The sequence below is a fragment of the Pseudomonas sp. LBUM1679 genome (genome assembly GCF_059695565.1).
Genome location: NZ_CP166774.1, coordinates 49669 through 75457, shown reverse-complemented (window position 1 = coordinate 75457; position 25789 = coordinate 49669). Strand labels below are relative to the sequence as shown.

Annotated in this window: 24 protein-coding genes; 13 read left to right on the top strand and 11 right to left on the bottom strand. The window is 59.6% G+C overall.

The window, feature by feature from the left end:
* Positions 1-20 precede the first annotated feature (20 nt).
* A complete protein-coding gene (locus tag ACA062_RS00340) occupies positions 21-695 on the bottom strand; it encodes a methionine ABC transporter permease (protein WP_307334238.1) in 675 nt (224 codons plus the stop codon).
* Entirely contained in the window at positions 695-1702 is a 1008-nt protein-coding gene (locus ACA062_RS00335) for a methionine ABC transporter ATP-binding protein (RefSeq protein WP_497454736.1), read from the bottom strand. The genes ACA062_RS00340 and ACA062_RS00335 overlap by 1 nt, the downstream gene beginning before the upstream one ends.
* Positions 1703-1973: 271 nt before the next feature.
* Here ACA062_RS00335 and katE point away from each other — a divergent pair, with 271 nt between their 5' ends.
* Positions 1974-4115, top strand: coding sequence for a catalase HPII (katE, locus tag ACA062_RS00330; protein ID WP_497454735.1), 2142 nt, complete (start codon positions 1974-1976; stop codon positions 4113-4115).
* 132 nt (positions 4116-4247) lie between these two features.
* Here katE and ACA062_RS00325 read toward each other — a convergent pair whose 3' ends face one another.
* Genes ACA062_RS00325 through zur form a run of 4 tightly spaced genes read right to left on the bottom strand, consistent with a single transcriptional unit; the run spans position 4248 to position 7050 of the window.
* Positions 4248-4964, bottom strand: a complete 717-nt coding sequence (locus tag ACA062_RS00325; RefSeq protein ID WP_497454734.1) for a PA5502 family lipoprotein — start codon at positions 4962-4964, stop codon at positions 4248-4250.
* Positions 4965-5001: 37 nt separating this feature from the next.
* Positions 5002-5790 carry a zinc ABC transporter permease subunit ZnuB gene (znuB, locus tag ACA062_RS00320; protein WP_497454733.1) on the bottom strand — a complete coding sequence of 263 codons (789 nt, stop codon included), beginning with the start codon at positions 5788-5790 and terminating at the stop codon, positions 5002-5004.
* Entirely contained in the window at positions 5783-6568 is a 786-nt protein-coding gene (gene znuC / locus ACA062_RS00315; RefSeq protein ID WP_497454732.1) for a zinc ABC transporter ATP-binding protein ZnuC, read from the bottom strand. Before znuC ends, znuB begins: the two co-directional genes overlap by 8 nt.
* Positions 6568-7050, bottom strand: a complete 483-nt coding sequence (gene zur, locus ACA062_RS00310; protein WP_497454731.1) for a zinc uptake transcriptional repressor Zur — start codon at positions 7048-7050, stop codon at positions 6568-6570. Before zur ends, znuC begins: the two co-directional genes overlap by 1 nt.
* Before the next feature lie 66 nt (positions 7051-7116).
* On the opposite strand from zur, the gene znuA reads away from it, so the two are divergent.
* Positions 7117-8037 carry a zinc ABC transporter substrate-binding protein ZnuA gene (gene znuA, locus ACA062_RS00305; RefSeq protein ID WP_497454730.1) on the top strand — a complete coding sequence of 307 codons (921 nt, stop codon included), beginning with the start codon at positions 7117-7119 and terminating at the stop codon, positions 8035-8037.
* 117 nt (positions 8038-8154) lie between these two features.
* Here the strand turns inward: znuA and ACA062_RS00300 are convergent, their stop codons facing one another.
* Complete coding sequence (locus ACA062_RS00300) at positions 8155-9105, bottom strand: homoserine kinase (protein WP_497454729.1); 951 nt, start codon at positions 9103-9105, stop codon at positions 8155-8157.
* A gap of 59 nt (positions 9106-9164) precedes the next feature.
* Complete coding sequence (locus ACA062_RS00295) at positions 9165-9455, bottom strand: DUF2782 domain-containing protein (protein ID WP_497454728.1); 291 nt, start codon at positions 9453-9455, stop codon at positions 9165-9167.
* A gap of 74 nt (positions 9456-9529) precedes the next feature.
* On the opposite strand from ACA062_RS00295, the gene polA reads away from it, so the two are divergent.
* Positions 9530-12298 (top strand): DNA polymerase I, encoded by a 2769-nt coding sequence (polA, locus tag ACA062_RS00290; protein WP_497454727.1) that lies wholly within the window; start codon positions 9530-9532, stop codon positions 12296-12298.
* A gap of 414 nt (positions 12299-12712) precedes the next feature.
* Here polA and yihA read toward each other — a convergent pair whose 3' ends face one another.
* Entirely contained in the window at positions 12713-13354 is a 642-nt protein-coding gene (yihA, locus tag ACA062_RS00285; protein WP_128874651.1) for a ribosome biogenesis GTP-binding protein YihA/YsxC, read from the bottom strand.
* A gap of 191 nt (positions 13355-13545) precedes the next feature.
* On the opposite strand from yihA, the gene ACA062_RS00280 reads away from it, so the two are divergent.
* The 7 genes from ACA062_RS00280 (at position 13546) to ACA062_RS00250 (ending at position 20844) form a co-directional block, all read left to right on the top strand.
* Positions 13546-13836, top strand: a complete 291-nt coding sequence (locus ACA062_RS00280) for a c-type cytochrome (RefSeq protein ID WP_128874650.1) — start codon at positions 13546-13548, stop codon at positions 13834-13836.
* A gap of 46 nt (positions 13837-13882) precedes the next feature.
* Positions 13883-14494, top strand: coding sequence for a c-type cytochrome (locus ACA062_RS00275; RefSeq protein WP_128874649.1), 612 nt, complete (start codon positions 13883-13885; stop codon positions 14492-14494).
* Between the two features lie 199 nt (positions 14495-14693).
* Positions 14694-15335 (top strand): thiol:disulfide interchange protein DsbA/DsbL, encoded by a 642-nt coding sequence (locus ACA062_RS00270; protein WP_497454726.1) that lies wholly within the window; start codon positions 14694-14696, stop codon positions 15333-15335.
* 14 nt (positions 15336-15349) lie between these two features.
* The gene (locus ACA062_RS00265) at positions 15350-16228 is read left to right on the top strand and encodes an endonuclease/exonuclease/phosphatase family protein (RefSeq protein ID WP_497454725.1); all 879 of its coding nucleotides are present in this window, start codon (positions 15350-15352) and stop codon (positions 16226-16228) included.
* Complete coding sequence (locus ACA062_RS00260) at positions 16225-18270, top strand: GGDEF domain-containing protein (RefSeq protein ID WP_497454724.1); 2046 nt, start codon at positions 16225-16227, stop codon at positions 18268-18270. Before ACA062_RS00265 ends, ACA062_RS00260 begins: the two co-directional genes overlap by 4 nt.
* 102 nt (positions 18271-18372) lie before the next feature.
* On the top strand, positions 18373-19155 hold the full coding sequence (locus ACA062_RS00255; protein WP_497454723.1) for an N-acetylmuramoyl-L-alanine amidase: 783 nt from the start codon (positions 18373-18375) through the stop codon (positions 19153-19155).
* Positions 19156-19230: 75 nt separating this feature from the next.
* Complete coding sequence (locus tag ACA062_RS00250) at positions 19231-20844, top strand: EAL domain-containing protein (RefSeq protein WP_497454722.1); 1614 nt, start codon at positions 19231-19233, stop codon at positions 20842-20844.
* A gap of 7 nt (positions 20845-20851) precedes the next feature.
* Here ACA062_RS00250 and ACA062_RS00245 read toward each other — a convergent pair whose 3' ends face one another.
* Complete coding sequence (locus ACA062_RS00245; RefSeq protein WP_497454721.1) at positions 20852-22642, bottom strand: KinB sensor domain-containing domain; 1791 nt, start codon at positions 22640-22642, stop codon at positions 20852-20854.
* Positions 22643-22652: 10 nt separating this feature from the next.
* Complete coding sequence (gene algB / locus ACA062_RS00240; protein ID WP_497454720.1) at positions 22653-23999, bottom strand: sigma-54-dependent response regulator transcription factor AlgB; 1347 nt, start codon at positions 23997-23999, stop codon at positions 22653-22655.
* A 435-nt stretch (positions 24000-24434) separates the two neighbouring features.
* Here algB and ACA062_RS00235 point away from each other — a divergent pair, with 435 nt between their 5' ends.
* From ACA062_RS00235 to ACA062_RS00225, 3 genes are all read left to right on the top strand, one after another.
* Complete coding sequence (locus ACA062_RS00235) at positions 24435-24722, top strand: hypothetical protein (protein ID WP_497454719.1); 288 nt, start codon at positions 24435-24437, stop codon at positions 24720-24722.
* A gap of 97 nt (positions 24723-24819) precedes the next feature.
* Complete coding sequence (locus tag ACA062_RS00230) at positions 24820-24984, top strand: DUF1328 domain-containing protein (RefSeq protein ID WP_003177151.1); 165 nt, start codon at positions 24820-24822, stop codon at positions 24982-24984.
* Positions 24985-24986: 2 nt separating this feature from the next.
* Positions 24987-25451 (top strand): inhibitor of vertebrate lysozyme family protein, encoded by a 465-nt coding sequence (locus ACA062_RS00225; RefSeq protein ID WP_497454718.1) that lies wholly within the window; start codon positions 24987-24989, stop codon positions 25449-25451.
* Positions 25452-25789: the final 338 nt, after the last annotated feature.

Below are 25789 nucleotides of genomic sequence, written 5' to 3'. Positions count from 1 at the left end.
CGGCTCATGCATTAAAAAGCTCATTTACGAGAAAAGTGGACAACCAATTTGTCGCCAACGGTTTGCAGCACTTGCACCAGCACCAGCAGCAACACCACGGTGACCACCATCACATCGGTCTGGAAACGCTGGTAGCCGAAACGGATCGCCAGGTCGCCCAGGCCGCCAGCACCGACCACACCCGCCATCGCCGTGTAGGACACCAGTGTAATGGCGGTCACCGTAATCGCCGCGAAGATGCCCGGGCGAGCTTCCGGCAGCAAGGCATTGGTGATGATCTGTCGCGTCGTCGCGCCCATGGCCTGGGTCGCCTCGATGATGCCGCGATCCACTTCACGCAAAGCAGTTTCCACCAGTCGCGCGAAGAACGGCGTGGCGCCTACCACCAGGGGTGGAATCGCACCGGCGACCCCCAACGAAGTGCCGGTGATCAATACCGTGAACGGAATCATCACGATCAACAGAATGATGAACGGCAGCGAACGCAGGATGTTCACCACCAGCGACAACATCGCATAGACGCCCTTGGCTTCCAGCAATTGACGCGGGCTGCAGAGGAACAGCAATACGCCCAGCGGCAGGCCCAGCAGCACGGTGAACAACAGCGAACCGAAGAGCATCAGCAAGGTATCGCCGGTGGCCAGCCAGATTTCGAACCAGTCGATGTTGGCGAAGAAACTTGTCAGGACTTCCATTAGCGCAGGACCTCCATGTGGACGTCGGCTGCGGTGAACTGGGCGAACGCCGCTTCCATGTCGCCACCGGTCACGGCCAGGGTCAACTGCCCGTAGGGGACGTCTTTGATGCGGTCGATACGACCGGCCAGAATGCTGTAGTCCACGCCCGTTTCCCGAGCGACGGTCCCCAGCAACGGCGCGTAGGTCGCTTCGCCCTGGAAGGTCAGGCGCACAATGCGACCCGGTACGTGAGCGAAGTCATCGCGTTGCTCGCTTTCATCAATCTGCTCGTCTTCTTGCACAAAGCGTTTGGTCGTCGGGTGCTTGGGATGCAGGAACACCTCGGCCACCGAACCTTGCTCGACGATCTTGCCAGCGTCCATCACCGCCACCTGGTCACAGACCCGACGGATCACGTCCATCTCGTGCGTGATCAGGACGATGGTCAGCTTCAGCTCGCGATTGATCTCGGCCAGCAATTGCAGGACCGATGCAGTGGTCTGCGGGTCCAGCGCGCTGGTGGCTTCATCGCACAGCAGAATTTTAGGCTTGGTTGCCAGGGCGCGGGCGATGCCGACGCGCTGCTTCTGGCCGCCAGACAATTGCGCCGGGTACTTTTTCGCGTGGTCGGACAAGCCCACCCGCGCCAGCAACTCGGCCACACGCCGGTCGATGTCGCTGCGCGACAGTTCACCGGCCAGGGCCAGCGGCAGCGCGACGTTGTCGGCCACGGTCTTGGACGCCAGCAGGTTGAAGTGCTGGAAAATCATCCCGACCTGCTGACGGAAGCGGCGCAGGCTGTTGGCATCAAGCGCGGTGACTTCTTCGCCGTCGACAAAGATCTTGCCGCCACTGGCGTTTTCCAGGCGATTGATCAGACGCAGCAGGGTACTTTTTCCCGCGCCGGAGTGGCCGATCAGGCCGAATACCTGACCGTTCTCAATCGACAGACTGGTCGGGTGCAGGGCGGGGATATCCTTACCGGCGACGCGGTAGGTTTTGTGGACGTTTTGAAACTCGATCACGTAGCGAACCTTGTGGGGCGCGTTAGAAAAGGATCAGCGGATAGCCAGGCGCGCATTTTAGCCTGTCCGTATAGAGGTTCTTAGCATTTATTTCGTATTCAACCTGTCATTTGGCAATAACGCGATCAAAGGTCAGAAAAAAGGAACGGCTAAAAATGTCATCAGTCATTAATTAAGCAACTCGAAAACGCCCCCGGTAGCAGTGCCTGGGGATATCGCCCAAGAGTCCTGGCTACGACGGACGGGAATTGAAACGAGGAGTTTACGACTGATGAGTACCAAAAAGCCTGCCGCCCCCAAAAGCGCACTGGCCGGGACCGATACCCTGGACCGCAGCAACACCAATGCCAAGCTCGACAGCCTGGAAAAATTTCGCTCCGACGCCACTGAACAGGCCCTGCGCACCAATCAGGGCGTGAAAGTCTCGGACAACCAGAACACGTTGAAGGTCGGCGACCGCGGCCCGTCGTTGCTGGAAGACTTCATCATGCGTGAAAAGATCACGCATTTTGACCATGAGCGTATTCCCGAACGCATCGTGCATGCCCGCGGGACCGGTGCCCATGGCTACTTTCAGTCGTACGAAAACCATTCCGTGCTGACCAAGGCCGGCTTCCTGCAAGACCCGGCCAAACAAACCCCGGTGTTCGTGCGCTTTTCCACGGTGCAGGGCCCTCGTGGGTCGGGCGATACCGTGCGCGACGTACGAGGTTTCGCCGTGAAGTTCTTCACCGACGAAGGCAACTTCGACCTGGTGGGCAACAACATGCCGGTGTTCTTCATTCAGGATGCCATCAAGTTTCCTGATTTCGTGCACGCGGTGAAACCCGAGCCCCACAACGAGATTCCAACCGGCGGTTCGGCTCACGACACTTTCTGGGACTTCGTCTCCCTGGTGCCGGAATCGGCGCACATGGTGATCTGGGCCATGTCCGACCGGGCGATCCCGAAAAGCCTGCGCAGCATGCAGGGCTTCGGCGTTCATACATTCCGCCTGATCAACGCCGAAGGTAAATCGCGCTTCGTCAAATTCCACTGGCGCCCTACTGCCGGGACTTGCTCGCTGGTCTGGGATGAAGCGCAGAAACTCGCCGGTAAAGACACCGACTTCCACCGTCGCGATCTGTGGGAGTCAATCGAGATGGGGGACTACCCGGAATGGGAACTGGGCGTCCAGGTGGTCGAGGAGGAAAACGAGCACACCTTCGATTTCGACCTGCTTGACCCGACCAAAATCATTCCCGAGGAAATCGTGCCGATTACACCGCTGGGCAAGATGGTACTCAACCGCAACCCGGACAACTTCTTTGCCGAGACCGAGCAGGTCGCGTTTTGCCCTGGGCATATCGTGCCGGGGATCGACTTCTCCAACGATCCACTGCTGCAAGGGCGACTGTTTTCCTATACCGATACGCAAATCAGCCGACTCGGCGGACCGAATTTTCACGAGATTCCAATCAACCGTCCGGTCGCGCCGTTCCACAATGGTCAGCGGGACGCGCAACACCGCACCACCATCGACAAGGGTCGTGCTTCCTACGAGCCGAACTCCATTGATGGCGGCTGGCCGAAAGAAACCCCGCCCTCAGCACAAAATGGTGGTTTCGAGACCCATCCGGAGCGCATCGATGCCAACAAGATTCGCCAACGCAGCGAGTCCTTCGGCGACCACTTCTCCCAGGCGCGGCTGTTCTATCACAGCATGAGCAAGCACGAACAGGAGCACATCATTGCCGCTTACAGCTTTGAGCTGGGCAAGGTCGAGCGCGAGTTCATCCGCGCGCGCGAGGTGAATGAGATCCTCGCCAACATCGACCTGGAACTGGCCGGGCGCGTCGCGCAGAACCTCGGCCTGCCAGCGCCGAAAGCCGGCACGGTCGATGTGCCGAAAATATCCCTGGAGCGTTCACCGGCCTTGAGCCAGGCCAACTTGCTACCGGGCGATATCAAGACGCGTAAAGTCGCGATTCTGGCGGCCAACGGTGTCGACGGTGCCGCGATCGATGCGATGAAGAAAGCGCTGAAGGCCGAAGGTGCTCACGCCAAATTGCTCGGCCCGACCTCGGCGCCCGTGACAACCGCCGATGGCAAGGCGCTGCCCGTGGACGCGTCGATGGAAGGCCTGCCATCCATCGCGTTCGACGCGGTATTCGTGCCTGGTGGCGCGGCGTCGATCAAGGCGTTGAGCACCGATGGCGTGGCGCTGCATTACTTGCTTGAGGCTTACAAACACTTGAAGGCAATCGCGCTGCACGGTGAGGCGAAGCAGTTGCTGGATGTGTTGAAGCTGGAGGTTGATGCGGGGTTGATCGTGGGGGCGGATGCCGCCAAGTTGACCAAGCCGTTTTTTACCGCGATCGGGCAGCATCGGGTGTGGGATCGGGAGCCTAAGGCCAAGGGGATTCCGGCTTAAGGGTTGTATCGACAGACCGGATGCCATCGCGGGCAAGCCCGCTCCCACAATGATTGAGTGGACCACATATCCGTGGTCAGCCTCATAACCTGTGGGAGCGGGCTTGGTCCGGGCGGCGATCCGACGATGCTTCTAAGGCTTACGCGGACTTAGAACGATCTGCGCCGGAATGTTACGCAAAATCTGTTTTTCCAGATTCAGATCAAACCCCGAATCCAGCTTCTTCACTCGCTTGGTCAACAAGGTGGCCAACCAAGGATAATCCTGGGTGCGCGGCGCCTGAATGCTGACGTCGCACTGATAATTCACCACATCGGCAGCAATGGCATCCAGTTGCTGGCGCAGCTTGGCCATATCCGTGAGGTTCAGCGCCACCGTGGTGCTTTCGGCCGTCGGGTCGATGACTTTGGCTTGCGGCTTGGCTTCGGCCGCCATGAGCGCCGCTTCAGCCCTGTCCAGCTCGGCTTTGCGCGCATTGACGATCGCATTGTTGACCCCGCCGGTCAGCGCCGGAGCCTTGGGCATCAACGCCCGGGCGCGGCTGAGCGCAGTGGCAGCCGCGTTCACATCACCTTTTTGCAGCACGATCTGGCTACGACGCAGATAAGCTTCGGCCAGTTGCCGCTGGTATTGCTCAAGGGATTGATCGTTGGGCGACTCGGCCTGCAAGGTGGCCAGTTGACCTTCCGCGGTCGCCAATTCGCTGCTGGCGAGGCTTTGTTCCAGCTGTGCAATGGCCGTTGCCCGTGCATCGGCAGGCTCGGTGGCCGCCGGTGGCGTGCTTTGGCAAGCGCCCAGCAGCAGAGAAAATGCGACAAGGAGCAGATAACGGGAGGCGAACGGCTTCATTCCTGCGACTCTCTATTTGCGCAAAAAACGAGCAAGTCTACACCCCTCGACGGGGCAGGACAAAACTCAGCAGAAACAGTGCGGCGGCAGCCACCACAATCGACGGGCCCGCCGGCGTGTCCTTGAACCATGACAGCGCCAGCCCGCCACAGACCGCGAGCATGCCCAGCAGGCTCGCGCCCAGCGCCATCTGCTCCGGTGACCGGGCGTGACGCTGTGCCGCAGCCGCCGGGATGATCAGCAGCGAAGTAATCAGCAATACACCGACGATCTTCATCGCCACCGCAATGACTACCGCGATCAACAGCATCAGGGTCAGGCGCAACGCCGCGACCGGCAAACCTTCCACCTTGGCCAGCTCTTCATGGACCGTAATCGCCAGCATTGGCCGCCACAATGTCACCAGCAAAGCCAGCACCCCCGCACTGCCGCCGAGTATCCAGGCCAGGTCGGTTGGACTGATCGCCAGCAGGTCGCCGAACAGATAGGCCATCAGGTCGATCCGCACTTCATGCATGAAGCTTAGTACCACCAGGCCCAGAGAAAGGGTGCTGGGGGCGAGAATTCCCAACAGCGTGTCGGACGCGAGCGGCTGGCGCTGTTGCAAGGTCACCAGCAACACGGCCAACAGTAGACAGCCCACGGTGACTGCAACAGTCGGGCTGACATCCAGCAAAAAGCCCAGCGCCACGCCGAGCAGTGCGGCATGGGACAGGGTGTCGCCGAAATAGGCCATGCGCCGCCAGACCACGAACGAACCCAATGGGCCTGCGACCAGGGCCAGGGCCAGACCTGCAAGCAGGGCGTAGAGCAGAAAATCAGCCATGCTTGCAGCTATCTCCGTGAACGTGGGTATGGGCCGCCGGGGCCGCGCTGACCACCGAACCATGCAGGTCATGGGCGTGGTCGTGATGGTGGTGATAAATCGCCAGGCTTTGCGCGTTCTTGCCGAACAGCTCGACGAAAGCCGGGTCGCCGCTGACCTGTTCGGGATGCCCGGAACAGCAGACGTGACGATTGAGGCAGACCACCTGGTCGGTGGTGCTCATCACCAGATGCAAATCATGGGACACCATCAACACCCCGCAACCGTGACGGTCGCGCAATCTTGTGATCAGGCTGTAAAGCTCGGCCTGACCGGCCACGTCCACGCCTTGTACCGGTTCATCGAGTACCAGCAGTTCCGGCTCGCGCAGCAATGCCCGGGCCAGCAGCACGCGCTGCATTTCACCGCCGGAAACACTTTGCACCGGGTTATCGATGACCTGCTCGGCGCCGACTTCCTTGAGCGCGGCCAAGGCTCGGGCACGATCCACACCCGGCACCAGACGCAAGAAGCGCAGCACGGAAAGCGGCAGCGTCGGATCGACATGCAGTTTTTGCGGCATGTAGCCGACCCGCAGTTTCGGCTTGCGCCAGACGCTGCCGCTGTCCGGCTTCAGCAGGCCAAGCACAGCTCGCACCAAGGTGGTCTTGCCAGCGCCATTGGGACCGATCAGGGTCACGATCTGCCCCGGCTCGACGCTCAGCTCGATGTTATCCAGCACGTTTTGCCCGGCGAAGGTGACGGCAACCTGTTCGAGGCGGATCAGCGCGTTGCTCATCAAGCCCCCTGGCAACCCGAGCAGAGACCGACCACTTCCACGGTCTGGCCTTCGACGACGAACCCGACCTCTTTGGCGCTGCCGATGATCGCGTCACTGATGGATTTTTGTTCAAGCTCGATGGCGGCGTGGCATGCGCGACAGATCAGGAACTGACCCTGGTGAGCATGTTCCGGGTGGTTGCAGCCGACGAAAGAGTTCAACGAGGAAATGCGGTGGACGAGGCCGTTTTCCAGCAGGAAATCCAGTGCGCGGTACACCGTCGGCGGCGCGGCGCGGCGGCCATCCTGCTCGCTGAGCACCGCGAGTATGTCGTAGGCGCCCAATGGCTTGTGGCTTTGCCACACCAGTTCCAGCACCCGCCGACGCAAGGCGGTCAGGCGCAGCCCCTGACGTGCGCACAGGGCATCGGCCTCAGACAGTGCGCTTTGAACGCAGTGAGAGTGGTCGTGGGGACGGCTGGCAATCGGTGTTATAGGCATGAGCGGCGACGAGTTTTGTGAGAGACGTTATTATGTTACCCGTTCTCGCCTCTTCGAGTGGTCATCGTGTCCCGACTTTTTTCTATCTTTGTCGCATTTATCGCAACTTTCCTGCTGATCGGATCGGCGCAAGCCGACGTCAAAGTCCTTACCAGCATCAAGCCCCTGCAGCTGATCGCCGCGGCCGTGCAGGATGGCGTGGCCATTCCCGAAGTCCTGTTGCCCCCCGGTGCCTCGCCGCATAACTATGCCTTGCGCCCATCCGACGTACGGAAGGTGCAATCGGTGGATCTGCTGTACTGGATCGGTCCGGACATGGAAGGTTTCCTGCCTCGCGTGCTGAACGGTCGCACGCTGCCCAGCGTCGCCGTACAAGATTTGCCTGGCCTGAAACTGCGCCGTTTCGCCGAGGATAACCACTCTCACGCCGAAGAAGCCGACGAGCATGACCACGACCACCGCCCCGGCAGCCTGGACGCACACCTTTGGTTGTCGCCGGTCAATGCGCGCGTTATTGCGGCGAAAATGGCCGCCGATCTGAGTGCTGCCGACCCGGCCAATGCGGCCCGCTACCAGAGCAATCTCAAGGCCTTCGATGAACGTCTGGATGCACTGGATCTGCGCTTGAAGAAACGTCTGGCCCCCATTGAAGGCAAACCTTACTTCGTGTTCCACGAAGCCTTCGATTACTTCGAAGACGCCTATGGGCTCAAGCACGCCGGTGTGTTCAGCGTCGCAGCCGAAGTGCAGCCTGGCGCCCAGCACGTGGCGGCCATGCGCACGCGATTGCAGGAAGTCGGCAAGACCTGCGTGTTCAGCGAACCACCGCTGCGTCCGCGGCTGGCGGAAACCCTGGTGGCAGGCTTGCCGGTGAAACTGGCGGAGCTGGATGCGCTGGGCGGGTACACGCCGGCGACCGCTCAGGGGTATGAGCAGGTGCTGGAGAAGTTGGGGAATGATTTGGCGGGGTGCCTGGAGTCGTTGTAACTCAAAAAATTGTGTTGCCCCCAATCGCGGGCAAGCCCGCTCCCACAGGTTTTTGTGTTGTTCGCACTATTGGCGAACGACACAAAATCTGTGGGAGCGGGCTTGCCCGCGAAGCTTTTAGAGGGCGAAAGGCAACGGTGTACTGACTTTCTGCCGCTGCGCCAGCCGCTGCTCAAACTCCATCGGATCGTGAATCAACACATCCTGCCCGGCAAACGCCTGCGCAGCGATCAACCGCGACAACCAGAACCGCACACACGCCACCCGCAACAGGGTCGGCCACAGCTCAGCTTCTGCAGCGGTGAACGGCCGCAACGCAGCATAAGCGCCCAGCAATGCTCGCGCCCGCGGCCCGTTGATCTTCCCGTCCTCGTCCGAACACCAGTCATTCAAGGCAATCGCCACGTCGTAGAGCATCGGCCCCGAGCAGGCGTTGTAGAAGTCGATCAAACCGGTCAGGTGCGTGCCTTCAAACATCGCGTTGTCGCGAAACAGGTCGGCGTGGATGTTGGCGCGCGGCAGGGCCAGAATTTTGGTCTTCTGCCGGGTGATTTCCTCCAGCGCCCGTTGCAACAGATCGCTCTGCCCGGCTTTCAGGTGAGAAAGCAGCTGCGTGCCCTCCTCCTGCATCCAGTCCAGGCCGCGATCGGTCTTGCGCTTGATCATGTTGGCCTGAGTCGCCAGGTGCAGATGAGCCAGCAGCTCGCCGACCTGAGCGCAATGCTGAGCGTTGGCCTCCTTGATGTGCTTGCCAGCCAGGCGCGGTTGCAACAGCGCCGGTTTGCCGGCCAGCTCACGCAAGGCCACGCCATCAGTAGTGCGCAGCGCGTAGGGCACCGGCAAGTTGGCGTCGTGCAGCACATCGAGCAGTTCGATGAAGAACGGCATTTCCTGAACCGGACCGCGCTCAACCAGGGTCAGGACAAATTCGCCCTGCTCCAGGCTGATAAAGAAATTGGTGTTTTCGCTACCGGCGGCAATCCCCTGGAAATCGAGCAGGCGGCCGAGCCCGTATGGGGCGAGAAAGGTTTCCAGCTCGGGCCGAGCCAGCGGGGTAAACACAGACATGGTTAAAACTGCCAGTACGGGCGCTGCCACTTGAGCCAGCGCCGATTGAAATTAGGAAACTATTTCCACTCGAAGATCTTCCACGACGGAATCAGCATATCGGGCTGATCCGAGCGGATGAAGTTTGCATCTGTACCGTCCGCGCGCACCAGAAAATACGGTGGTGCGCCCTTCGGCGTGACCTTGATCGCGTACAGGAAACCGTTTTGGCGGTATTCCTGAATGACCTTGTCCCCTTCCGTGCGGATCGTGACTTCAGGCTCCGGAGTCGGCGCATCATCAGCCGCCATGACGGCGAACGGAACGGCTGCAAACAAGCCAGCCAACAGCAAGCGATTTAGTGTGCGCATGATAACCTTGTCCCTTTGTCGTCAACGGTCCCGCTATTCTAGCGCCGGACCCGCCGAAAAGGTTGATCCTGCTCATGAGCCAAGCCCCCCTCGTCCTGGTGGACGGTTCTTCTTACCTGTACCGCGCGTTTCACGCCCTGCCACCGCTCACCACGTCCAAAGGCCTGCCGACCGGTGCGGTCAAAGGCGTGTTGAACATGCTCAAGAGTCTGCGCAAGCAATACCCGGACAGTCCGTTCGCCGTGGTGTTCGACGCCAAGGGCGGGACATTCCGTGACGAAATGTTCGCCGAATACAAGGCCAACCGTCCGAGCATGCCCGACGACATGCGCGTCCAGATCGAACCACTGCATGCCAGCGTCAAGGCCCTGGGCTTTCCATTGCTGTGCGTGGACAACGTCGAAGCGGACGACGTGATCGGCACCCTGGCTCGCAGCAGTGCAGCCGCCGACCGCCCGGTGGTGATCTCCACCGGCGACAAGGACATGGCGCAACTGGTCGACGGGCACATTACCTTGGTCAATACCATGACCGGTAGCGCGCTGGACGTGGAGGGCGTGAAGGAGAAATTCGGCGTCGCTCCCGAGCAGATCATCGATTATCTGGCATTGATGGGCGATTCGTCCGACAACATTCCGGGCGTTCCGGGCATCGGCCCGAAGACCGCTTCCGGGCTGCTGGTCGGCGTGAACGGCGGCCTGACCGAGCTTTACGCGCAGCTCGATATCGTGCCGACCCTGCCGATTCGCGGGGCCAAGACTCTGCCGGCCAAGCTTGAAGAACACAAGGAGATGGCGTTTCTCTCCTACCGGCTGGCGACGATCAAGATCGATGTACCGCTGGATATCGGCCTGGACGACTTGCAAATGGGCAAGCCGGACCACGACAAGCTCGCCGAGCTCTACACCCTGCTGGAATTCAAGAGCTGGTTCGAAGAGAACCAACGCGACGCCAAGCGCTCGGGTCAGGACATTGTCGAGGTCGTCGACGAGCAGCCGGGCGCCGTCGAGGCGAAGTACGAAACCATCCTTGACCAGAAACGCTTCGAGGCCTGGCTGGACAAACTCGCCAAGGCACCGCTGATCGCCTTCGTCACCGAGACCAATGGCAACGATGCCCAGCACTCGCAACTGGTTGGCCTGTCATTTTCCTTCGCGGCCAACGAAGCAGCCTACATTCCGCTGACCCACTCCTACATGGGCGTGCCGGAACAGCTGGATCGCGACACAGTACTGCTGGCGCTGAAGCCGCTGCTGGAAAACCCGAATAAACTGAAAGTCGGCCAGCACGCCAAGTTCGAAACCAACATCCTGGCCAATTGCGCCATCGGTGGCGATCAGAGCAACGGGATCATTGTCCGGGGTATTGCCTTCGACACCATGCTCGAGTCTTACGTACTCGACTCGACAGCCACCCGTCACGACATGGACAGCCTGGCGCTCAAGTACCTGGGCCAAAGCAAGACCGACATTCACGAGATCGCGGGCAAAGGCGTCAAGCAGCTGACCTTTGATCAGATCTCTCTTGAGCTGGCGGGTCCCTATGCCGCCGAAGATGCCGATGTCACCTTCCGCCTGCACCTGGCTTTGCAGGAAAAGCTGGCCGCCACGCCAAGCCTGGGCAAAGTGCTGAACGACATTGAAATGCCGCTGATGCCGGTACTGGCCCGTATCGAACGCCAGGGCGCGCTCGTGGACGCCAACCTGCTGGGCATCCAGAGCGTCGAGTTGGGCGAGAAACTGGTCGCCCTGGAGCGCGAGGCCTTCGCCATCGCCGGTGAAGAGTTCAACCTCGGCTCGCCGAAACAACTGGGCGTGATCCTTTACGAAAAACTCGGTTTGCCGGTTCTCAGCAAAACCGCCAAGGGCCAGGCCTCGACGGCCGAAGCGGTGTTGGCCGAACTGGCCGAACAGGACTACCCGTTGCCCAAGGTGCTGATGCAGTACCGCTCGCTGAGCAAACTCAAAAGCACTTACACCGACCGTTTGCCAGAGCAGATCAACGCTCGCACCGGCCGCATCCATACGTCTTATCAGCAAGCCGTCGCCGCCACCGGACGCTTGTCGTCGATCGATCCGAACCTGCAGAATATTCCGATCCGTACCGCTGAAGGCCGGCGGATTCGTCAGGCGTTCGTCGCGCCAAAAGGCTACAAGCTGCTGGCCGCGGACTATTCGCAGATCGAACTGCGGATCATGGCTCACCTGGCCAAGGACGAAGGCTTGCTGTACGCCTTCCGCAACGACCTGGACGTGCATAAGGCCACCGCGGCGGAAGTCTTCGGCGTTGAATTGGACGCGGTCACCACCGACCAGCGGCGTAGCGCCAAGGCAATCAACTTCGGTTTGATCTACGGCATGAGCGCCTTTGGCCTGGCCAAGCAGATTGGCGTCGATCGCAAGCAGTCCCAGGCTTATATCGACCGGTACTTCACCCGTTATCCCGGCGTGCTGGCGTACATGGAGCGCACCCGCGCCCAGGCCGCCGAGCAGGGTTTCGTCGAAACCATCTTCGGTCGTCGTCTGTACCTGCCGGAAATCAACGCGAAAAACCCGGCCCTGCGCAAAGGTGCCGAGCGCACGGCGATCAACGCGCCAATGCAGGGCACCGCGGCGGACATCATCAAGAAAGCCATGGTCGCAGTGGATAACTGGCTGACCGCCTCAGGCCTCGACGCCAAAGTCATCCTGCAGGTGCACGATGAATTGGTGCTTGAAGTGCGCGAAGACCTGATCGACCAGGTTCGAGAGGAAATTCGCGTGCACATGAGCGATGCAGCGCAACTGGATGTGCCGCTGCTGGTCGAGGTGGGTGTCGGCAATAACTGGGATGAGGCGCACTAGACCCTGTTAATGCAGGGGCGAGCTTGCTCCGGGCGGCGTTCCGACGATGGACCGAGAGCGCTGCGTTCTGTAGGAGCGAGCTGGCTCGCGATGGATTCAAAGGCACCGCGTTTAGCCAGTAAACACGCGTTATCGTTAACGACCATCGCGAGCAAGCTCGCTCCTACAGGGGGCTATAGTCCGGAAAACACGCGGGTTTATTTCCAATGGTTTTTTACCGTTTCAGGAACTAAACCCGTGAAATGCCACTCAGAGTTACTGAATGGCTGGTGAAGCCCTTCGATGCTCCTATGTTGTGTTAAGTGTTGGCAGATATCTGGACCCCGCCCTAACGGTCCGGAACTTGAACCCCGGAACTTCCCCCTCCCCATAGAAGTCCGGGGTTTTTTTTGCCCGCGATTTAATCTGGCAACCTTACTCGGCAACCTCGGCGCCCTTGTCCGCCAGTTCCATCCAGCCTGCCAACACAGTGTAGGCGTCTTCCAGGCCCAGGCGTTTCGGCGCGGAAAACAGCTGAATCGACACGGCATCGCCCCAACCTTTACGAATGTCCGCCTGAACCTTGAGCAGCGTGTTTTTTGCTGCGCCGTAGGTCAGCTTGTCCGCTTTGGTCAGCAGAATGTGCATCGGCATGCCGGCGGCGACGGCCCAGTCGAGCATCAGCAGGTCGAAATCGGTCATTGGATGACGGATATCCATCATCAGAATCAGACCCTTCAAACTTTCGCGGCCGCCCAGATAGGCTTCCAGGTGACGCTGCCAGTGCAGCTTCAACGGGATCGGTACTTTTGCGTAACCGTAACCCGGCAGGTCGACCAGACGGCGTTCATCGTCTAGCTTGAAGAAGTTCAACAGCTGCGTGCGCCCCGGAGTTTTCGAGGTTCGCGCCAGGCTGGCGTGCGTCAGGGTGTTCAGCGCGCTGGATTTGCCGGCGTTGGAACGCCCGGCGAAGGCTACTTCAAAGCCTTCATCGTCGGGACATTGATCGACTTTGGCGGCGCTGAGCATGAAGGTGGACTGTTGGCACAGGCCGAGGATGGGGTTCTTGAATTGCATGAGATTTCCGATGTGGGCGGCGCCGGGAATGGACGCGGCAAGCGGTGTCGTTTCCGTTTCAGTGACGCCAGTATATAATGCCGCAGATTTTGTGTGCGCTTTGTCCCAGCGTAGGATGAAGTTCACGAGAGCGATTGACCTTGATTGCGCATTAGAACGCAGAACGCTCTCAACCCTGAAAAGGTCGTTTTATGACGAAATGGCTGCTAGCTGCCGGTGTCTTGATGCCGCTTTACAGCGCTCAGGCTACACAGGATCCGGAAGCTGTGTACAACCGTGTTTGTGGTGCCTGTCATTCCGGCCAACTACCCATGGCGCCCAAGAAGGGCGATCAGGAAGCTTGGACGCCGAGGTTGGCGAAAGGTATGGAGACGCTGGTGCAACACGTGACCCAGGGTTTCAAGGCGATGCCGCCGCGTGGTTTGTGCATGGACTGCAGTGCCGAGGATTACCGAGCCATCATCCAGTGGATGAGCGAGTGATTCCGGTCCATAACTCTTTAACCCTTAGCCGTAGTTGGATTAGCTGATGAACAAATTGATCGTGAGTCTGCTGTTGACCGTGGGGATCTCCGGCGTAGCCCATGCTGCAGGTGATGCAACTGCTGGTCAGGCGAAAGCCGCAGTATGTGGCGCCTGTCATGGCCCGGATGGCAACAGCATGGCGCCTAACTTTCCGAAACTGGCGGGCCAGGGCGAACGTTATCTGAACAAGCAGTTGCACGACATCAAGTCCGGCAAACGCACGGTACTGGAAATGACCGGCCTGCTGACCAACCTGAGCGATCAGGACCTGGCCGATATCTCCGCCTACTTCGCCAGCCAGAAAGGCAGCGTTGGCGCCGCCGACCCGAAAGTCGTGTCTCGCGGTGAAGCCTTGTTCCGTGGTGGTGACCTGGCCAAGGGCCTGCCATCCTGCACCGGCTGCCACTCGCCAGACGGCAAGGGCAACGCAGCGGCCGGCTTCCCTCATCTGGGCGGTCAACATGCGCAATACATTGCCAAGCAACTGACCGATTTCCGCAAGGAAGAAGGCGGTCGGGCCAACGATGGCGATACCAAACCGATGCAAAGTATTGCCAAAAAGTTGAGCGACGAAGATATCGCTGCAGTCTCCAGCTATATTCAAGGCTTGCACTGAGACCGCCGAGCGAACGTTGCACGGGGTGCACATCTCTTGCAATGTTAACGCTCGATTAATCTGTCGATGCAAGCATAAAAAGGGTGGCCTTGGCCGCCCTTTTTTGTGGCTGCTGCCGTTACACTACAGAACTCAAGCCCGCCATGATCTGTCTGAAAACAGGTCGCGCGAGGCGACCCCATTTGTCCAGGAGTAAAGCATGCGTAATCTGATCATCAGCGCCGCATTCGTCGCTGCCAGCCTGTTCGGCATGACTGCCCAAGCCGCTGAAGCACCCGCCGCCCCTTATGTCGAACTGACTAATCCGGTTCCAGTCGCCGTTCCTGGCAAGATCGAAGTGGTGGAGCTGTTCTGGTACGGCTGCCCGCATTGCTATGCTTTCGAACCGGTGATCAACCCTTGGGTTGAGAAATTGCCTTCCGACGTGAACTTCGTGCGCATTCCAGCCATGTTCGGTGGCCCGTGGAACGCACACGGCCAGCTGTTCCTGACCCTTGAAGCCATGGGCGTCGAAGACAAGGTTCACGCTGCGGTGTTCAACGCCATTCAGAAAGAACACAAGAAGCTGGTCGACAAGAATGAAATGGCAGACTTCCTGGTCACCCAGGGCGTAGACAAGGACAAGTTCCTGGCCACCTTCGACTCGTTCGCGATCAAGGGCCAGATCGTCAAGGCCACTGACCTGGCCAAAAAGTATGAAATCACCGGTGTTCCGACCATGATCGTCAACGGCAAGTATCGCTTCGACGTAGGCTCTGCCGGCGGTGCCGAGCAGGCCTTGCAGCTGGCCGACAAACTGATCGACAAAGAGCGAGCGGCTAACAAGGCTGCCGCCAACTAAGCGCGGGGCCTGCCATGCGCCGCTGGGGTACTGAACGCGTCGTTGGCCTGCATGATCCGCGGGTCAACGAGCACCACCTGGAATCGACGGGGCTGCCCGCAGACAGCCGCCTGCGCTTGCTCAGTTTCAATATCCAGGTCGGCATCAGTACCGAGCGGTATCGGCACTATCTGACCCGAGGCTGGCAACATCTGTTGCCGCACACCGGGCGTGCCGACAATCTGCAAAAAATCGGCAATCTGCTGGGCGACTTCGATCTGGTCGCCCTGCAGGAAGTCGATGGCGGCAGCCTGCGATCCGGCTACGTCAATCAGGTCGAGCACCTGGCTCAGCTCGGTGCGTTCCCTTACTGGTATCAACAACTCAATCGCAACCTCGGCCGCCTCGGCCAGCACAGCAATGGCGTGCTCAGCCGCCTGCGCCCATGGGCGATTGAAGACCATCCGTTGCCGGGACCCAAGGGGCGCGGAGCGATTCTGGTACGTTTCGGCGAAGGTCCGGAAGCGCTGGTGGTGGTCATGATGCACCTGGCACTGGGTGCCCGCGCCCGCAGCATGCAACTGGCCTACATTCGCGAATTGATCGGGGGCTATAAACACCAGGTGCTGATGGGCGACATGAATACCCATGCCAGTGACTTGCTGCAAAACTCGCCGTTACGCGACCTCGGCCTGCTCGCACCACAGCTGGAAGCGACCTTCCCCAGTTGGCGCCCGCAACGCTGCCTGGACCATATTCTGCTCAGCCCGACCCTGACCCTGGAAAAGTTCGAGGTGCTGGCACAACCCATTTCCGATCACCTGCCGGTCGCGGTAGAGATTCGTCTGCCGGGTTCGCTTATGGCCGATGCATTGCCCGCGCTGAGTTCTGCCCATCGCGGACCCCATGAATGAGCGAAGAAACACAGCGCTGGAAAGAAAAGTACCTGAAAAGCATCGAACAACAGGAAAAGCTCGAGCGCCGATGGGATGCCCGGCTCGACTTGTTGTGTCGTGGACTGGTGCGCAGCACGTTGGCGGCCGAGGGCACCGACCGCTCGGTTGACGAGTGCATGAAGGAAATGCGCGAAGTCATACGCACCAAGGACATGGACGCCGGCCTGGCTGCCCTGCTTCCGCGGCTGGAGAAAGCCGTGCTCGACTCTGAACAACGCCGCGAAACCCGGGTCAATCAGACCAGTGCCGCACTGACCGCACTGGTAGCGCAGCTGCAAACATTGCCGCTGCCCCGGGAAGTCAGTCGCCCCCTCAAGGATTTCGCCAAACGCTTGGACGCACGCGTCAGTCAGGCGCGTGAGATTCCGTTGCTGCTCAGCGAACTGAGCAGCCTGCAAGCCAAAGCCCTGAGTCAGCTTGAAAGCCCGGCAGAACCCGGTCGCCCCGGCCTGTTGCAGCGGCTGTTCGGTCACCGTGAGGCCGATGACGCAGCGCCCGTCGTCGCTCTCACAGCGCAAGCATCCATCATGCAGCCTGCCAAAGCCGTCTCGGCGCCGATTGCCGCGACACGGTCAGCTACTGTCGGTCTCGCCTCTGCCGTCGCTGAGGTGCCTGTGGCGCGACCAGTCGCTCCCATGGCCGTCATCGAGCCGCAAAAGATCCAGGCATCAGCCAACACGGTAGAGCCCTCCATCCCGGAGACCCATGCCCCGCCGATCATTGAGCCGCAGCAAGAAGCCGAGGCGCACACTCAAGGGTGTATCGAACAACCCGAAGTGCCGGCAACACCCCTGGTCGCCCCCGCAATTGAGGCTGAACCGGCCTGCGATCCCCGCGAGCCGACTACCGCGGAACTTCCCGATACCCCGCCACCGCCTTCAGCCCTGGCCGTGGTCGATCCGCACTTCTGCGAGCACGACATGCTCTACGCGCTGCCGGACTCCCCCGAGCCGTCCTACAGCTCGGTGGCCAGGCATATCGAAGACACGCTGCTGGGGTTGCTCGACGATCTGACATTGCCCGAGCGTCACCGCCCGCAAGCCGAATCGATGCGTGAGCGTCTGCAAAACGGGCTGAACTGGTACGAACTGCTACCGATCCTCGACGATCTGGCAACCTTGATGTTGGCGATTTCCGACAGCGGCCAACACGAATTCGAAACGTACTTGCAGCGCCTGAACGAGCGCCTGGAGTCGTTCCAGAGCAATCTGCAAGCCGCCAGCGCCGGGCATGCCGACAGCCGTTTTGCCGCGCAGGCAATGGATACGCAGATCCGCGAACAGGTCGACGGCTTGCAGAGCAGCATGCACGAAGCGGCCGACCTGGGCGACCTCAAGCACGTCCTGGAAAACCATCTCGAAGGCCTGCTCGATACCATGGAACAGCACCGCAAGCAGCGCGACGAGCGTGAGCAAGAGATGGCGGGCCGCCTGCACAGCCTGGCCGAACGGGTTGCCCACATGGAGCAGGAAGCCCTGGGCTTTCGCGAACACCTCGAAGAGCAACGCCAGAAAGCCTTGATCGACCCGCTGACCGGCCTGCCCAATCGTGCGGCCTGGAGCGAACGGCTCGACCATGAAATCAGCCTGTGGCAGCAACAGGGCAATACTTTGTCGCTGGCCATGCTTGACCTCGACCATTTCAAACACATCAACGATAACTATGGCCATCTGGCGGGGGACAAAGTGTTGAAAATCATCGCCGGCGTACTGCGCAAACGCCTTCGCGGGACAGATTTCATTGCGCGGTTCGGCGGTGAAGAATTTGTACTGCTGATGCCCGCAACCGGTGCGGGGGTCGGCGTGAAACTGCTGGAAAAACTGCGAACCGCCATTGAGGCCTGTCCTTTCCACTTCAAGGGCGAACCGGTGACTATCACCCTTTCCATCGGGCTGACCGAGTTCAAGGCCGGCGAACACAGCGATCTGGTGCTGAAAAGGGCCGATCAGGCGCTATACAAGGCGAAACACACCGGACGGAACCAGGTGCAAATCGGCTAGAACCAATTGTTCCAATTTGTTTAAATGACGGCGCCGCCCGTCTGTGCGCAAAGCAGTACGTTACACTGTTGCATTATTGTCTTTGCGTGTATTGCCTCTGCCATGAAATTTTTTGCTCTCCTCGCCTCGCTGGCTCTGTTGGCCGGTTGTGCCAGCGGCCCCCGGTTCGACACCAGCCATGTCTCAGTCAACCACGACAGCCGCATCCAGTTCGTGGTGGTGCATTACACCTCCGCGTCGCAGGAGCGCTCGCTGCAGTTGCTGACCCATGGCGAAGTCAGCAGTCATTACCTGATCGGCGACGACAAAAATGCCACCATCTATAAGTTGATGGATGAAAACCTGCGGGCCTGGCACGCCGGCGAGAGCGAGTGGCAAGGTCGGACTTGGTTGAACTCCAGTTCCCTGGGCATCGAAATCGTCAATCCCGGCTTCAAGGACACGCCGAACGGGGAGCGTCTCTGGTATCCCTACAGCGAAGCCCAGGTCCAGTCCCTGATTGTGTTGCTCAAGGACATCAGCAAGCGCTACGCCATCAGCCCGCGCAACATCATCGGCCATAGCGACATCGCACCGTTGCGCAAGCTTGATCCGGGACCGCTGTTCCCCTGGAAACACCTGGCAGCCGAAGGTTTGGGCGTCTGGCCGAACGAGCAGGCCGTGGCGCGCCAGCAAGTACAGTTCGACGTCCAGTTGCCGAGCATCGGTTGGTATCAGGCGCAGCTGGCCCGCCTGGGTTACCCCACGCCGCAAACAGGCGAACTGGATGTCGCGACGCGCCATGTGATTGCGGCCTTCCAGATGCATTTCCGACCGACCCGCTTCGATGGCACCCCGGATGCGCAAACCGCGGCACTTTTACACGTTTTAAATCAGACAAAATAATGACGCCCGCCCGACGGTAAGAGCTTTTTCTCAATCAGCAGCTATAACTCATTGGTAATCCTTCGGATGTACCCAATGCCTGCTGCTAGAGAGACATTACGTAGTTGGTTTTATCGCCCCTGGTTTTTGGCGATGCTTGCTGCTGCCTTGAGCGCAACCCTGTTAATGACGGGCAGCCTGTTTGTGGCCATGCATCAGGTCGAGCAGAGCGAAAGCGAGGAAATGAATGCCCAGGGCGAGCGCTTCCTGGCCCGTCTGGAGCAGCTTTTCGGCCAATTGCGTGAAAGCCTCGACGACCTCGAAGCGCAGCCGCTGCGGGGCTGCGATGACGAAATGATCGCGACCTTGCAGCAAGTCAGTTTCAATTACCGTTTCGTTTACGAAGCGGCTTACAGGGACGATTCGCGGATCTGCTCCAACCGCCCCCGCCAGGAAGGGCTGTCCCTGCTACGGCCGCCGGATATCAAGGGCCCCACCTATAGCTATTGGCTGAACACCACCACCGAACCTGATGAAAACCGTGCTGCGCTAATGCTCGGGCGCGGTAATTTCCGCGTCGCGACCTCTCGCGGGCATTTGACCGATATGGTCGACCTGTCGCCCGGGAGCAGCCTGCTGGTGGTACTCGACCACGGCACGCGGGCGATTCCGGTACTGGGTGTGTCGCAGGACTGGCCCCCGACCGAACCTTGGCCCCCGAAGAGTCCCGATGCGCTGCAAGTCACGCACAAACGCTTGATTTACCGTATGCCCACCAACAATCCGGAATACCAGCTTGTACTTATAACACCGCGTACCGGCATGCACGTGCCTGCGGTCTGGTGGTGGCTGTTGCCAGCCAGCCTGGCACTGGGCATCTGCGTGGGTTTTCTGGTGTTTCTGCTGGTCAAGCAGCGACAGTCGATGGATGCTGAACTGACTGGCGCCATTCGGCGGGGCGAGTTACAGGTCTTGTATCAACCGATTTTCGACCTCGACAGCCGCAACTGTGTCGGCGCAGAAGCCTTGCTCCGCTGGCGCAGACCGGACGGCACCCTGACCAGCCCCGACCTGTTCATCCCGATGGCGGAAAACACCGGCCAGATCCGCCAGATCACCGACTTCGTCCTGCAACGCTTGCTTGAGCAGCTTGGTCATTTGTTGCGGGCCAATCCGCAGTTATACATCTCGGTCAACCTCGCAGCCTGCGACGTCATGGTGCCGCGTATCGGCCAAGTGATGGCGCGCTTGCTGACGTTGCATCGGGTCGCGGCCAAGCAGATCGCCTTCGAGGTCACCGAGCGGGGATTGATCGATGTGGTGGTGGCCCGGGAAAACCTGCAGGCCTTGCGCGATGTCGGGCATCAGGTGCTGATCGACGACTTCGGCACCGGTTATTGCAGCCTCGCCTACCTGCAAACCCTGCCGGTGGATTGCCTGAAAATCGACAAGGCCTTTATCGATGCGCTGGGCCATGACGCCGCCAGCAGTGGCGTGGCACCGTACATCATTCAAATGGCCCAGGCCCTGAAATTGAAAGTGATTGCCGAGGGCATCGAACATGAAGCGCAAGCGGTGTTTCTGAGCAGCGAAGGCGTGAAATATGGTCAGGGTTGGCTGTTCGCCCATGCGTTGAGCGCAGTGCAGTTCATTGAACTGATTACCCGTGGCCGCCGGCTGGCGGGCAGACGCCTGGATGACGAAGCGTGAAAGCCGCTTACACCGCCAGCGCCATATAGAACTGAGTCCCCTGCCCCGGCCGCGAATAGACGCCCATCCGTCCGCCATGTAATTGCACGATTTCCTTGCACAGCGCCAGGCCGAGCCCGGCGCCGCCCTTTTTACGGCCGACCTGGACAAAGGGTTCGAAGATCCGCCCTTGCTGGCCGTAGGCAATGCCTTCGCCGTTGTCTTCAACGCTGATGATCACCCGCTCCCCATGACGCCGAGCCTGCAAGCGTATCTGCCCGTCGGCGCCGGTATGGCGCAAGGCGTTGTCGATCAGGTTGTCCAGCACCCGGTCCAGTTGAGGCTGATCGGCCTGTAGCCAGGGCAATGGGCCCTGCACTTCCACCAACAGATTGATGCCCTTCTCCACCGCCACGCCGGCATACCGTTCCCGCGCCTGCTCCAGCAAATCGTCGATGGAACACGGCGCCAGGGTGAGTTTCTGCAATCCGTTCTGATAGCGGGAGAAGTTCAGCAGGTCGTTGATCAACTGCATCAGGCGCTGCATCTCTTCATTCACGGTGTCCAGCAGATCGGCCTCACGGGAGTCCTGGGCGAAATGCGCACGCTCGCGGAACAGGCCGAACGCCATGTGCATGCCGGTGACCGGTGTGCGCAATTCATGGGAGGCGCGCAACACGAACTCGCTGCGCACCCGTTCAAATGCACGCTGCTCGGTGACGTCATGCAACACCATCACGGCGCCGAGAATATGGCCCTGAGTGTGGCTGACGGGGGTCAGGCTATAGGTCAACAGTCGCGACTCACCATCGACCTCGATGCTCAAATCTTCCGGCGCCCGCTCCAGGGTCCCGCCGCGCAGCACCAGTTGCAGCTGTCCATCAAGCTCGGGGCGCTCCAGAGCGGTGCCCAGCCCCTGGCCGAGCCGATCGGTGTCCCAACCCAATTGACGCTGTGCCACGGGGTTGAGGTGTTCCAGATGCCCTTCGCGGTCGATCATCAGCAACCCGTCGTCGATGCTGTCGAGTACCGCCTGCAAACGCTGCTGACCGGCGAGCAGTTCGTCGATATTGGTCGCCTGATGCTCGCGCAGGGCCTCGGCCATGATCCCGAAGCGTTTGGTCAGCTGGTTCATTTCCTCTGCCGAAGAAATAGGCAGGGTCACTTCGAAATTGCCTTTCCCGATGTTATCCGCCGCCTGGGCCAAGGCCTCTATCGGTGCGCCGAAACGCCGGGCGATGGCGTGTGCGGTCACGAAGCCGATGATCAGCACCGCCAACCCCACCAGCCCGAGCAGACCGGCCACCAGCAGCGCCCGCTCCCGAGCCTGGCGCTCGATGACATTGATGTAATCCAGCGCACGCTTGTGCTCGGCGATCAAGCCATTGCGCAGCGTATTGAATTTTTCGGTGAGTTCACTGGTACCCGTCAACACGCGCGACGTGTCTGGTGACTGGTCGTACGCCTGCATGAAGCTCTGGTAGTCAGCCTTGGCCTGTGCAAAACCGTACTGAACGTCGTTGCCGGAATCGGCCAGGGCAATGCCTTCATCAAGCAACCGATAATAGTGCTGCCTGGACTGCTCGAATGCAGCAGGATCCGGATGCTCGCTGAGCATGATGATCAACTGGTCGCCAAGGGTCTGGCGCAATTTGAGCCCCAGGTCGAGGGTGACGAAGTTGTTTCGGATCAACGCTTCCTGAGTGCCCGCCATCTGCATCACGCTGACCAGCCCGAGCAAGAGCCCGAGCAACGCGACGGTGATCAGTGCAGAAATGCTTAGAAACAGCCGAGTCCGCAACTTCATCGCCAGTTTCATCGGGCGGGGCTCACAGGTTGTATTGCTTGCGTTTGCGGTACAGCGTCGAGGCGTCGATGCCCAACGTCTTGGCGGCCTGGTCCAGCGTGTCGGCGGTGGCAAGAACGGCGCCGATATGAGCCTTTTCCAACTCATCCAGACTCAACGCGGCACCGATCCGAGGCGCGTTGTTGACCGGGGTTTCGGCCATACCCAGGTGGCTGATCTCTACCCGCTCTTGCGGACAGATAATGCTCGCCCGCTCCACGACGTTACGCAGCTCGCGGATGTTGCCCGGCCAGCGATAGCTGAGCAGTGCTTCTCGAGCCGCGTCGCTGAAACCCCGTGCCGGACGCGCGTATTCCTTGACGAAACGAGCCAGAAAACGATCGGCCAGGTTCAGGATGTCTTCTCTGCGCTCCCGCAACGGCGGCAGGTGCAAGGTGATCACGTTCAGGCGATAGAGAAGGTCTTCACGGAAACGGCCGTCACGGACCATGTCCTCCAGATTGAGGTTTGTGGCTGCGAGAATTCGCACATCGGCTCGGCGGGTGACCGGGTCGCCGACGCGCTCGTATTCCTTGTCCTGGATAAAACGCAGCAACTTTGGCTGCAACGTCAGGGGAAAGTCGCCGATCTCGTCAAGAAACAGCGTTCCGCCATCGGCCTGATTGACACGTCCCAAGGTACTTTCGCTGGCCCCGGTGAAGGCACCACGGCTGTGACCGAAGAGCTCGCTTTCCATGAGTTCGGCAGTCAGGGACGGGCAGTTGATCGTGACGCAGGATTTCTTTGCGCGCTTGCTCCAGCCATGTATGGCTTGGGACAGCTCGCCTTTGCCCGTACCGGACTCGCCGAGAATCAAAATGTTGGCATCGGTGCTGGCAACCTGGCGGGCGGTTTCGAGCACTACTTTCATCGCCGGGCTGTGGGAGTCCAGGCCATCCTTGGGTTTGCGCACTTCACCTTCCAGGGCTTCCAGACGGGCCGACAGCTGTCGCACTTCCAGTTGCTTGGCGGTGGCCAGGCGCAGTTGGTCGGGGCTGCAAGGCTTGACCAGGTAATCGGCGGCACCGGCCTGGATAGCGTCCACTGCCGTGTCCACCGCCGAGTGCGCGGTGACGATGACCACACGCATCCACGGCGCTTGAATGCGCATTTGCGCCAACACATCGAGACCATTGTCTTCCCCCAGGCGCAAATCGAGGAAACACAAGTCGAAGACCTGACGTTGCAATAACGCTTCGGCCTGTGCAGCGCTGTTGGCAGTCGCGACGCTGTAGCCTTCATCTTCAAGGCAATAGCGAAAAGTACGCAGGATGGCGGATTCATCGTCCACCAGCAGAATGCGGCCTTGGTGCTCAGTGGCTGATTCCATTTTCCTACGCTCCTTAGTGAATGATCTTGGTTAGTCCCGGAAAAATCGGGCAAGTTGCATGGTTGATTCTGGTCGATTCCGCCTACAACAGGGTAGCTCTCTGCTTACCCTACGGCTAATCGACTGATTTTGTTGTTTTTTTATCAGATAGCCGGTCTACAGGCGCACTACTGATCATTTTTCTGACATCCATGCCCTTCAGGCAATTCAAAAAACTTGAAAATTCTTATGCATCGATCGTGCATTTCGCCCGACCGCTGAAAGACCATCGTGCAGGATGCGTCCGACCCGATTTTGGCATCACTATTAACTTATTGATTTTATTGATTTTATTTCTGTTAAAAAGCTGGCATGCAGGCTGCAACGACTCAGTTATCCAGGGCATTCAAATCGTCGCCCTAAACAAGATCACCACGATGTGGGAGGAGCTTCAGGATGAGTCGCCAACGTGCCGCCCAAATGCGTATCTCGCCACTGCATATCCAGCAAGGTCTGTTTGCTGTTCTGGCGCTGTTGATCACGTTGATCGGCTGCCAGCAGTTTCAGCGTTGGGAGCAGAACTCGCAGCAGGAAGCGTCGCGCGTGACGATTGAGCATCCGGTCCAGACCCATTTCAGCGCCGCCAGCAGCAACCAGGCTGACCTCGCCCCAATGCGGATGATGGACGTCGACCAGGCCCAGCCTGTGGATGAGATGCCCCGTCTGGAACGTTGGGTGTTCTAACCAACAGAGCTTGAACCAACAGAGCTTGGCGCGCTGGCTGCGCCGGGAAAAGCACCACAAGCATCACCTCTAAAATAGAAGCGTAAGGAGAATCACCATGTTGAGCTGGGCAATCACATTCTTGATCATTGCCATCATCGCTGCAGTACTGGGCTTCGGTGGTATCGCGGGCACCGCCACGGGTATCGCCAAGATTCTCTTTGTCGTGTTCCTGGTGATGTTCATTGCTTCGTTCTTCTTTGGCCGCCGCGGTCGAGGCTGAAAATGAGCGTTTCCTTCAAGACACTGGCAGCCGCCCTGCTCCTGGGCGGTAGTGCCATGGCCATGGCCGCCAATGATGGCCAGACGCGGGCCAACGAGCTGTTGAGCGCCGACCCGCAATACCGTGAAACCTGGCAAGGCGTTGTGAAGAAAGAAGAACGCCTGCCGGAATGGGTGATGAACCTGTCCGGCGCTGCCGAGCAAATGAACGCGGTTGAAGAAGACGGCGACCAGTATCTGGTGGGGCCGCTTTGCGAATCCCAGGCCACATGCCTGAATAATCGATTGATTGTCGCCGTCAGCTTCGACAAAAAGCATGCCTACGCTATGCTGGTTGAAGTGCCTGCGGGATTGCCGGCTGACAAGTCGCCGACACGCCATGCCAATTATCGTTTTCTGGGAAAACCAGACCAGGGTATGCAGGATTTGCTGATGGAACAGCTGAAGAAAGATCCAAACTGGTACTGATTTTGAGATACGAAAGAAGCCAACGGCTTCTTTCCAAATGCGCTGCCCGATGAAGGTAGACGCATGACCAAGGGGTCGGGATGTTCTGCCTGTTTCAGGGGCGGAGTGACCTACGGGTACATGGGGTGCCTGCGCAAGGGCCGGGTCAGGCAAAAAGCTGCGACGCAAGTTCGCCGATCACAGATGCTCGACGGACTTGCGAAGAGCTTCTACGTGCAAAGCGTTGAGTTAGAGCGATCCTTCCCCATTTCGTCGTTTCACTTTCAAAATGTTGCCGTGCTGCCTGGAAATTCTTTTTCCGGTGGTCCACGCACGACCGTACATCGAGAAATATTACC

Bases quoted from the DNA above. Each gene is read 5' to 3' on its own strand.
- ACA062_RS00340 (WP_307334238.1), bottom strand. From the start codon at position 695: ATGGAAGTCCTGACAAGTTTCTTCGCCAACATCGACTGGTTCGAAATC.
- katE (WP_497454735.1), top strand. From the start codon at position 1,974: ATGAGTACCAAAAAGCCTGCCGCCCCCAAAAGCGCACTGGCCGGGACC.
- ACA062_RS00325 (WP_497454734.1), bottom strand. From the start codon at position 4,964: ATGAAGCCGTTCGCCTCCCGTTATCTGCTCCTTGTCGCATTTTCTCTG.
- znuB (WP_497454733.1), bottom strand. From the start codon at position 5,790: ATGGCTGATTTTCTGCTCTACGCCCTGCTTGCAGGTCTGGCCCTGGCC.
- znuC (WP_497454732.1), bottom strand. From the start codon at position 6,568: ATGAGCAACGCGCTGATCCGCCTCGAACAGGTTGCCGTCACCTTCGCC.
- zur (WP_497454731.1), bottom strand. From the start codon at position 7,050: ATGCCTATAACACCGATTGCCAGCCGTCCCCACGACCACTCTCACTGC.
- ACA062_RS00300 (WP_497454729.1), bottom strand. From the start codon at position 9,105: ATGTCTGTGTTTACCCCGCTGGCTCGGCCCGAGCTGGAAACCTTTCTC.
- ACA062_RS00295 (WP_497454728.1), bottom strand. From the start codon at position 9,455: ATGCGCACACTAAATCGCTTGCTGTTGGCTGGCTTGTTTGCAGCCGTT.
- polA (WP_497454727.1), top strand. From the start codon at position 9,530: ATGAGCCAAGCCCCCCTCGTCCTGGTGGACGGTTCTTCTTACCTGTAC.
- yihA (WP_128874651.1), bottom strand. From the start codon at position 13,354: ATGCAATTCAAGAACCCCATCCTCGGCCTGTGCCAACAGTCCACCTTC.
- ACA062_RS00280 (WP_128874650.1), top strand. From the start codon at position 13,546: ATGACGAAATGGCTGCTAGCTGCCGGTGTCTTGATGCCGCTTTACAGC.
- ACA062_RS00275 (WP_128874649.1), top strand. From the start codon at position 13,883: ATGAACAAATTGATCGTGAGTCTGCTGTTGACCGTGGGGATCTCCGGC.
- ACA062_RS00270 (WP_497454726.1), top strand. From the start codon at position 14,694: ATGCGTAATCTGATCATCAGCGCCGCATTCGTCGCTGCCAGCCTGTTC.
- ACA062_RS00265 (WP_497454725.1), top strand. From the start codon at position 15,350: ATGCGCCGCTGGGGTACTGAACGCGTCGTTGGCCTGCATGATCCGCGG.
- ACA062_RS00260 (WP_497454724.1), top strand. From the start codon at position 16,225: ATGAGCGAAGAAACACAGCGCTGGAAAGAAAAGTACCTGAAAAGCATC.
- ACA062_RS00255 (WP_497454723.1), top strand. From the start codon at position 18,373: ATGAAATTTTTTGCTCTCCTCGCCTCGCTGGCTCTGTTGGCCGGTTGT.
- ACA062_RS00250 (WP_497454722.1), top strand. From the start codon at position 19,231: ATGCCTGCTGCTAGAGAGACATTACGTAGTTGGTTTTATCGCCCCTGG.
- ACA062_RS00245 (WP_497454721.1), bottom strand. From the start codon at position 22,642: ATGAAACTGGCGATGAAGTTGCGGACTCGGCTGTTTCTAAGCATTTCT.
- algB (WP_497454720.1), bottom strand. From the start codon at position 23,999: ATGGAATCAGCCACTGAGCACCAAGGCCGCATTCTGCTGGTGGACGAT.
- ACA062_RS00235 (WP_497454719.1), top strand. From the start codon at position 24,435: ATGAGTCGCCAACGTGCCGCCCAAATGCGTATCTCGCCACTGCATATC.
- ACA062_RS00230 (WP_003177151.1), top strand. From the start codon at position 24,820: ATGTTGAGCTGGGCAATCACATTCTTGATCATTGCCATCATCGCTGCA.
- ACA062_RS00225 (WP_497454718.1), top strand. From the start codon at position 24,987: ATGAGCGTTTCCTTCAAGACACTGGCAGCCGCCCTGCTCCTGGGCGGT.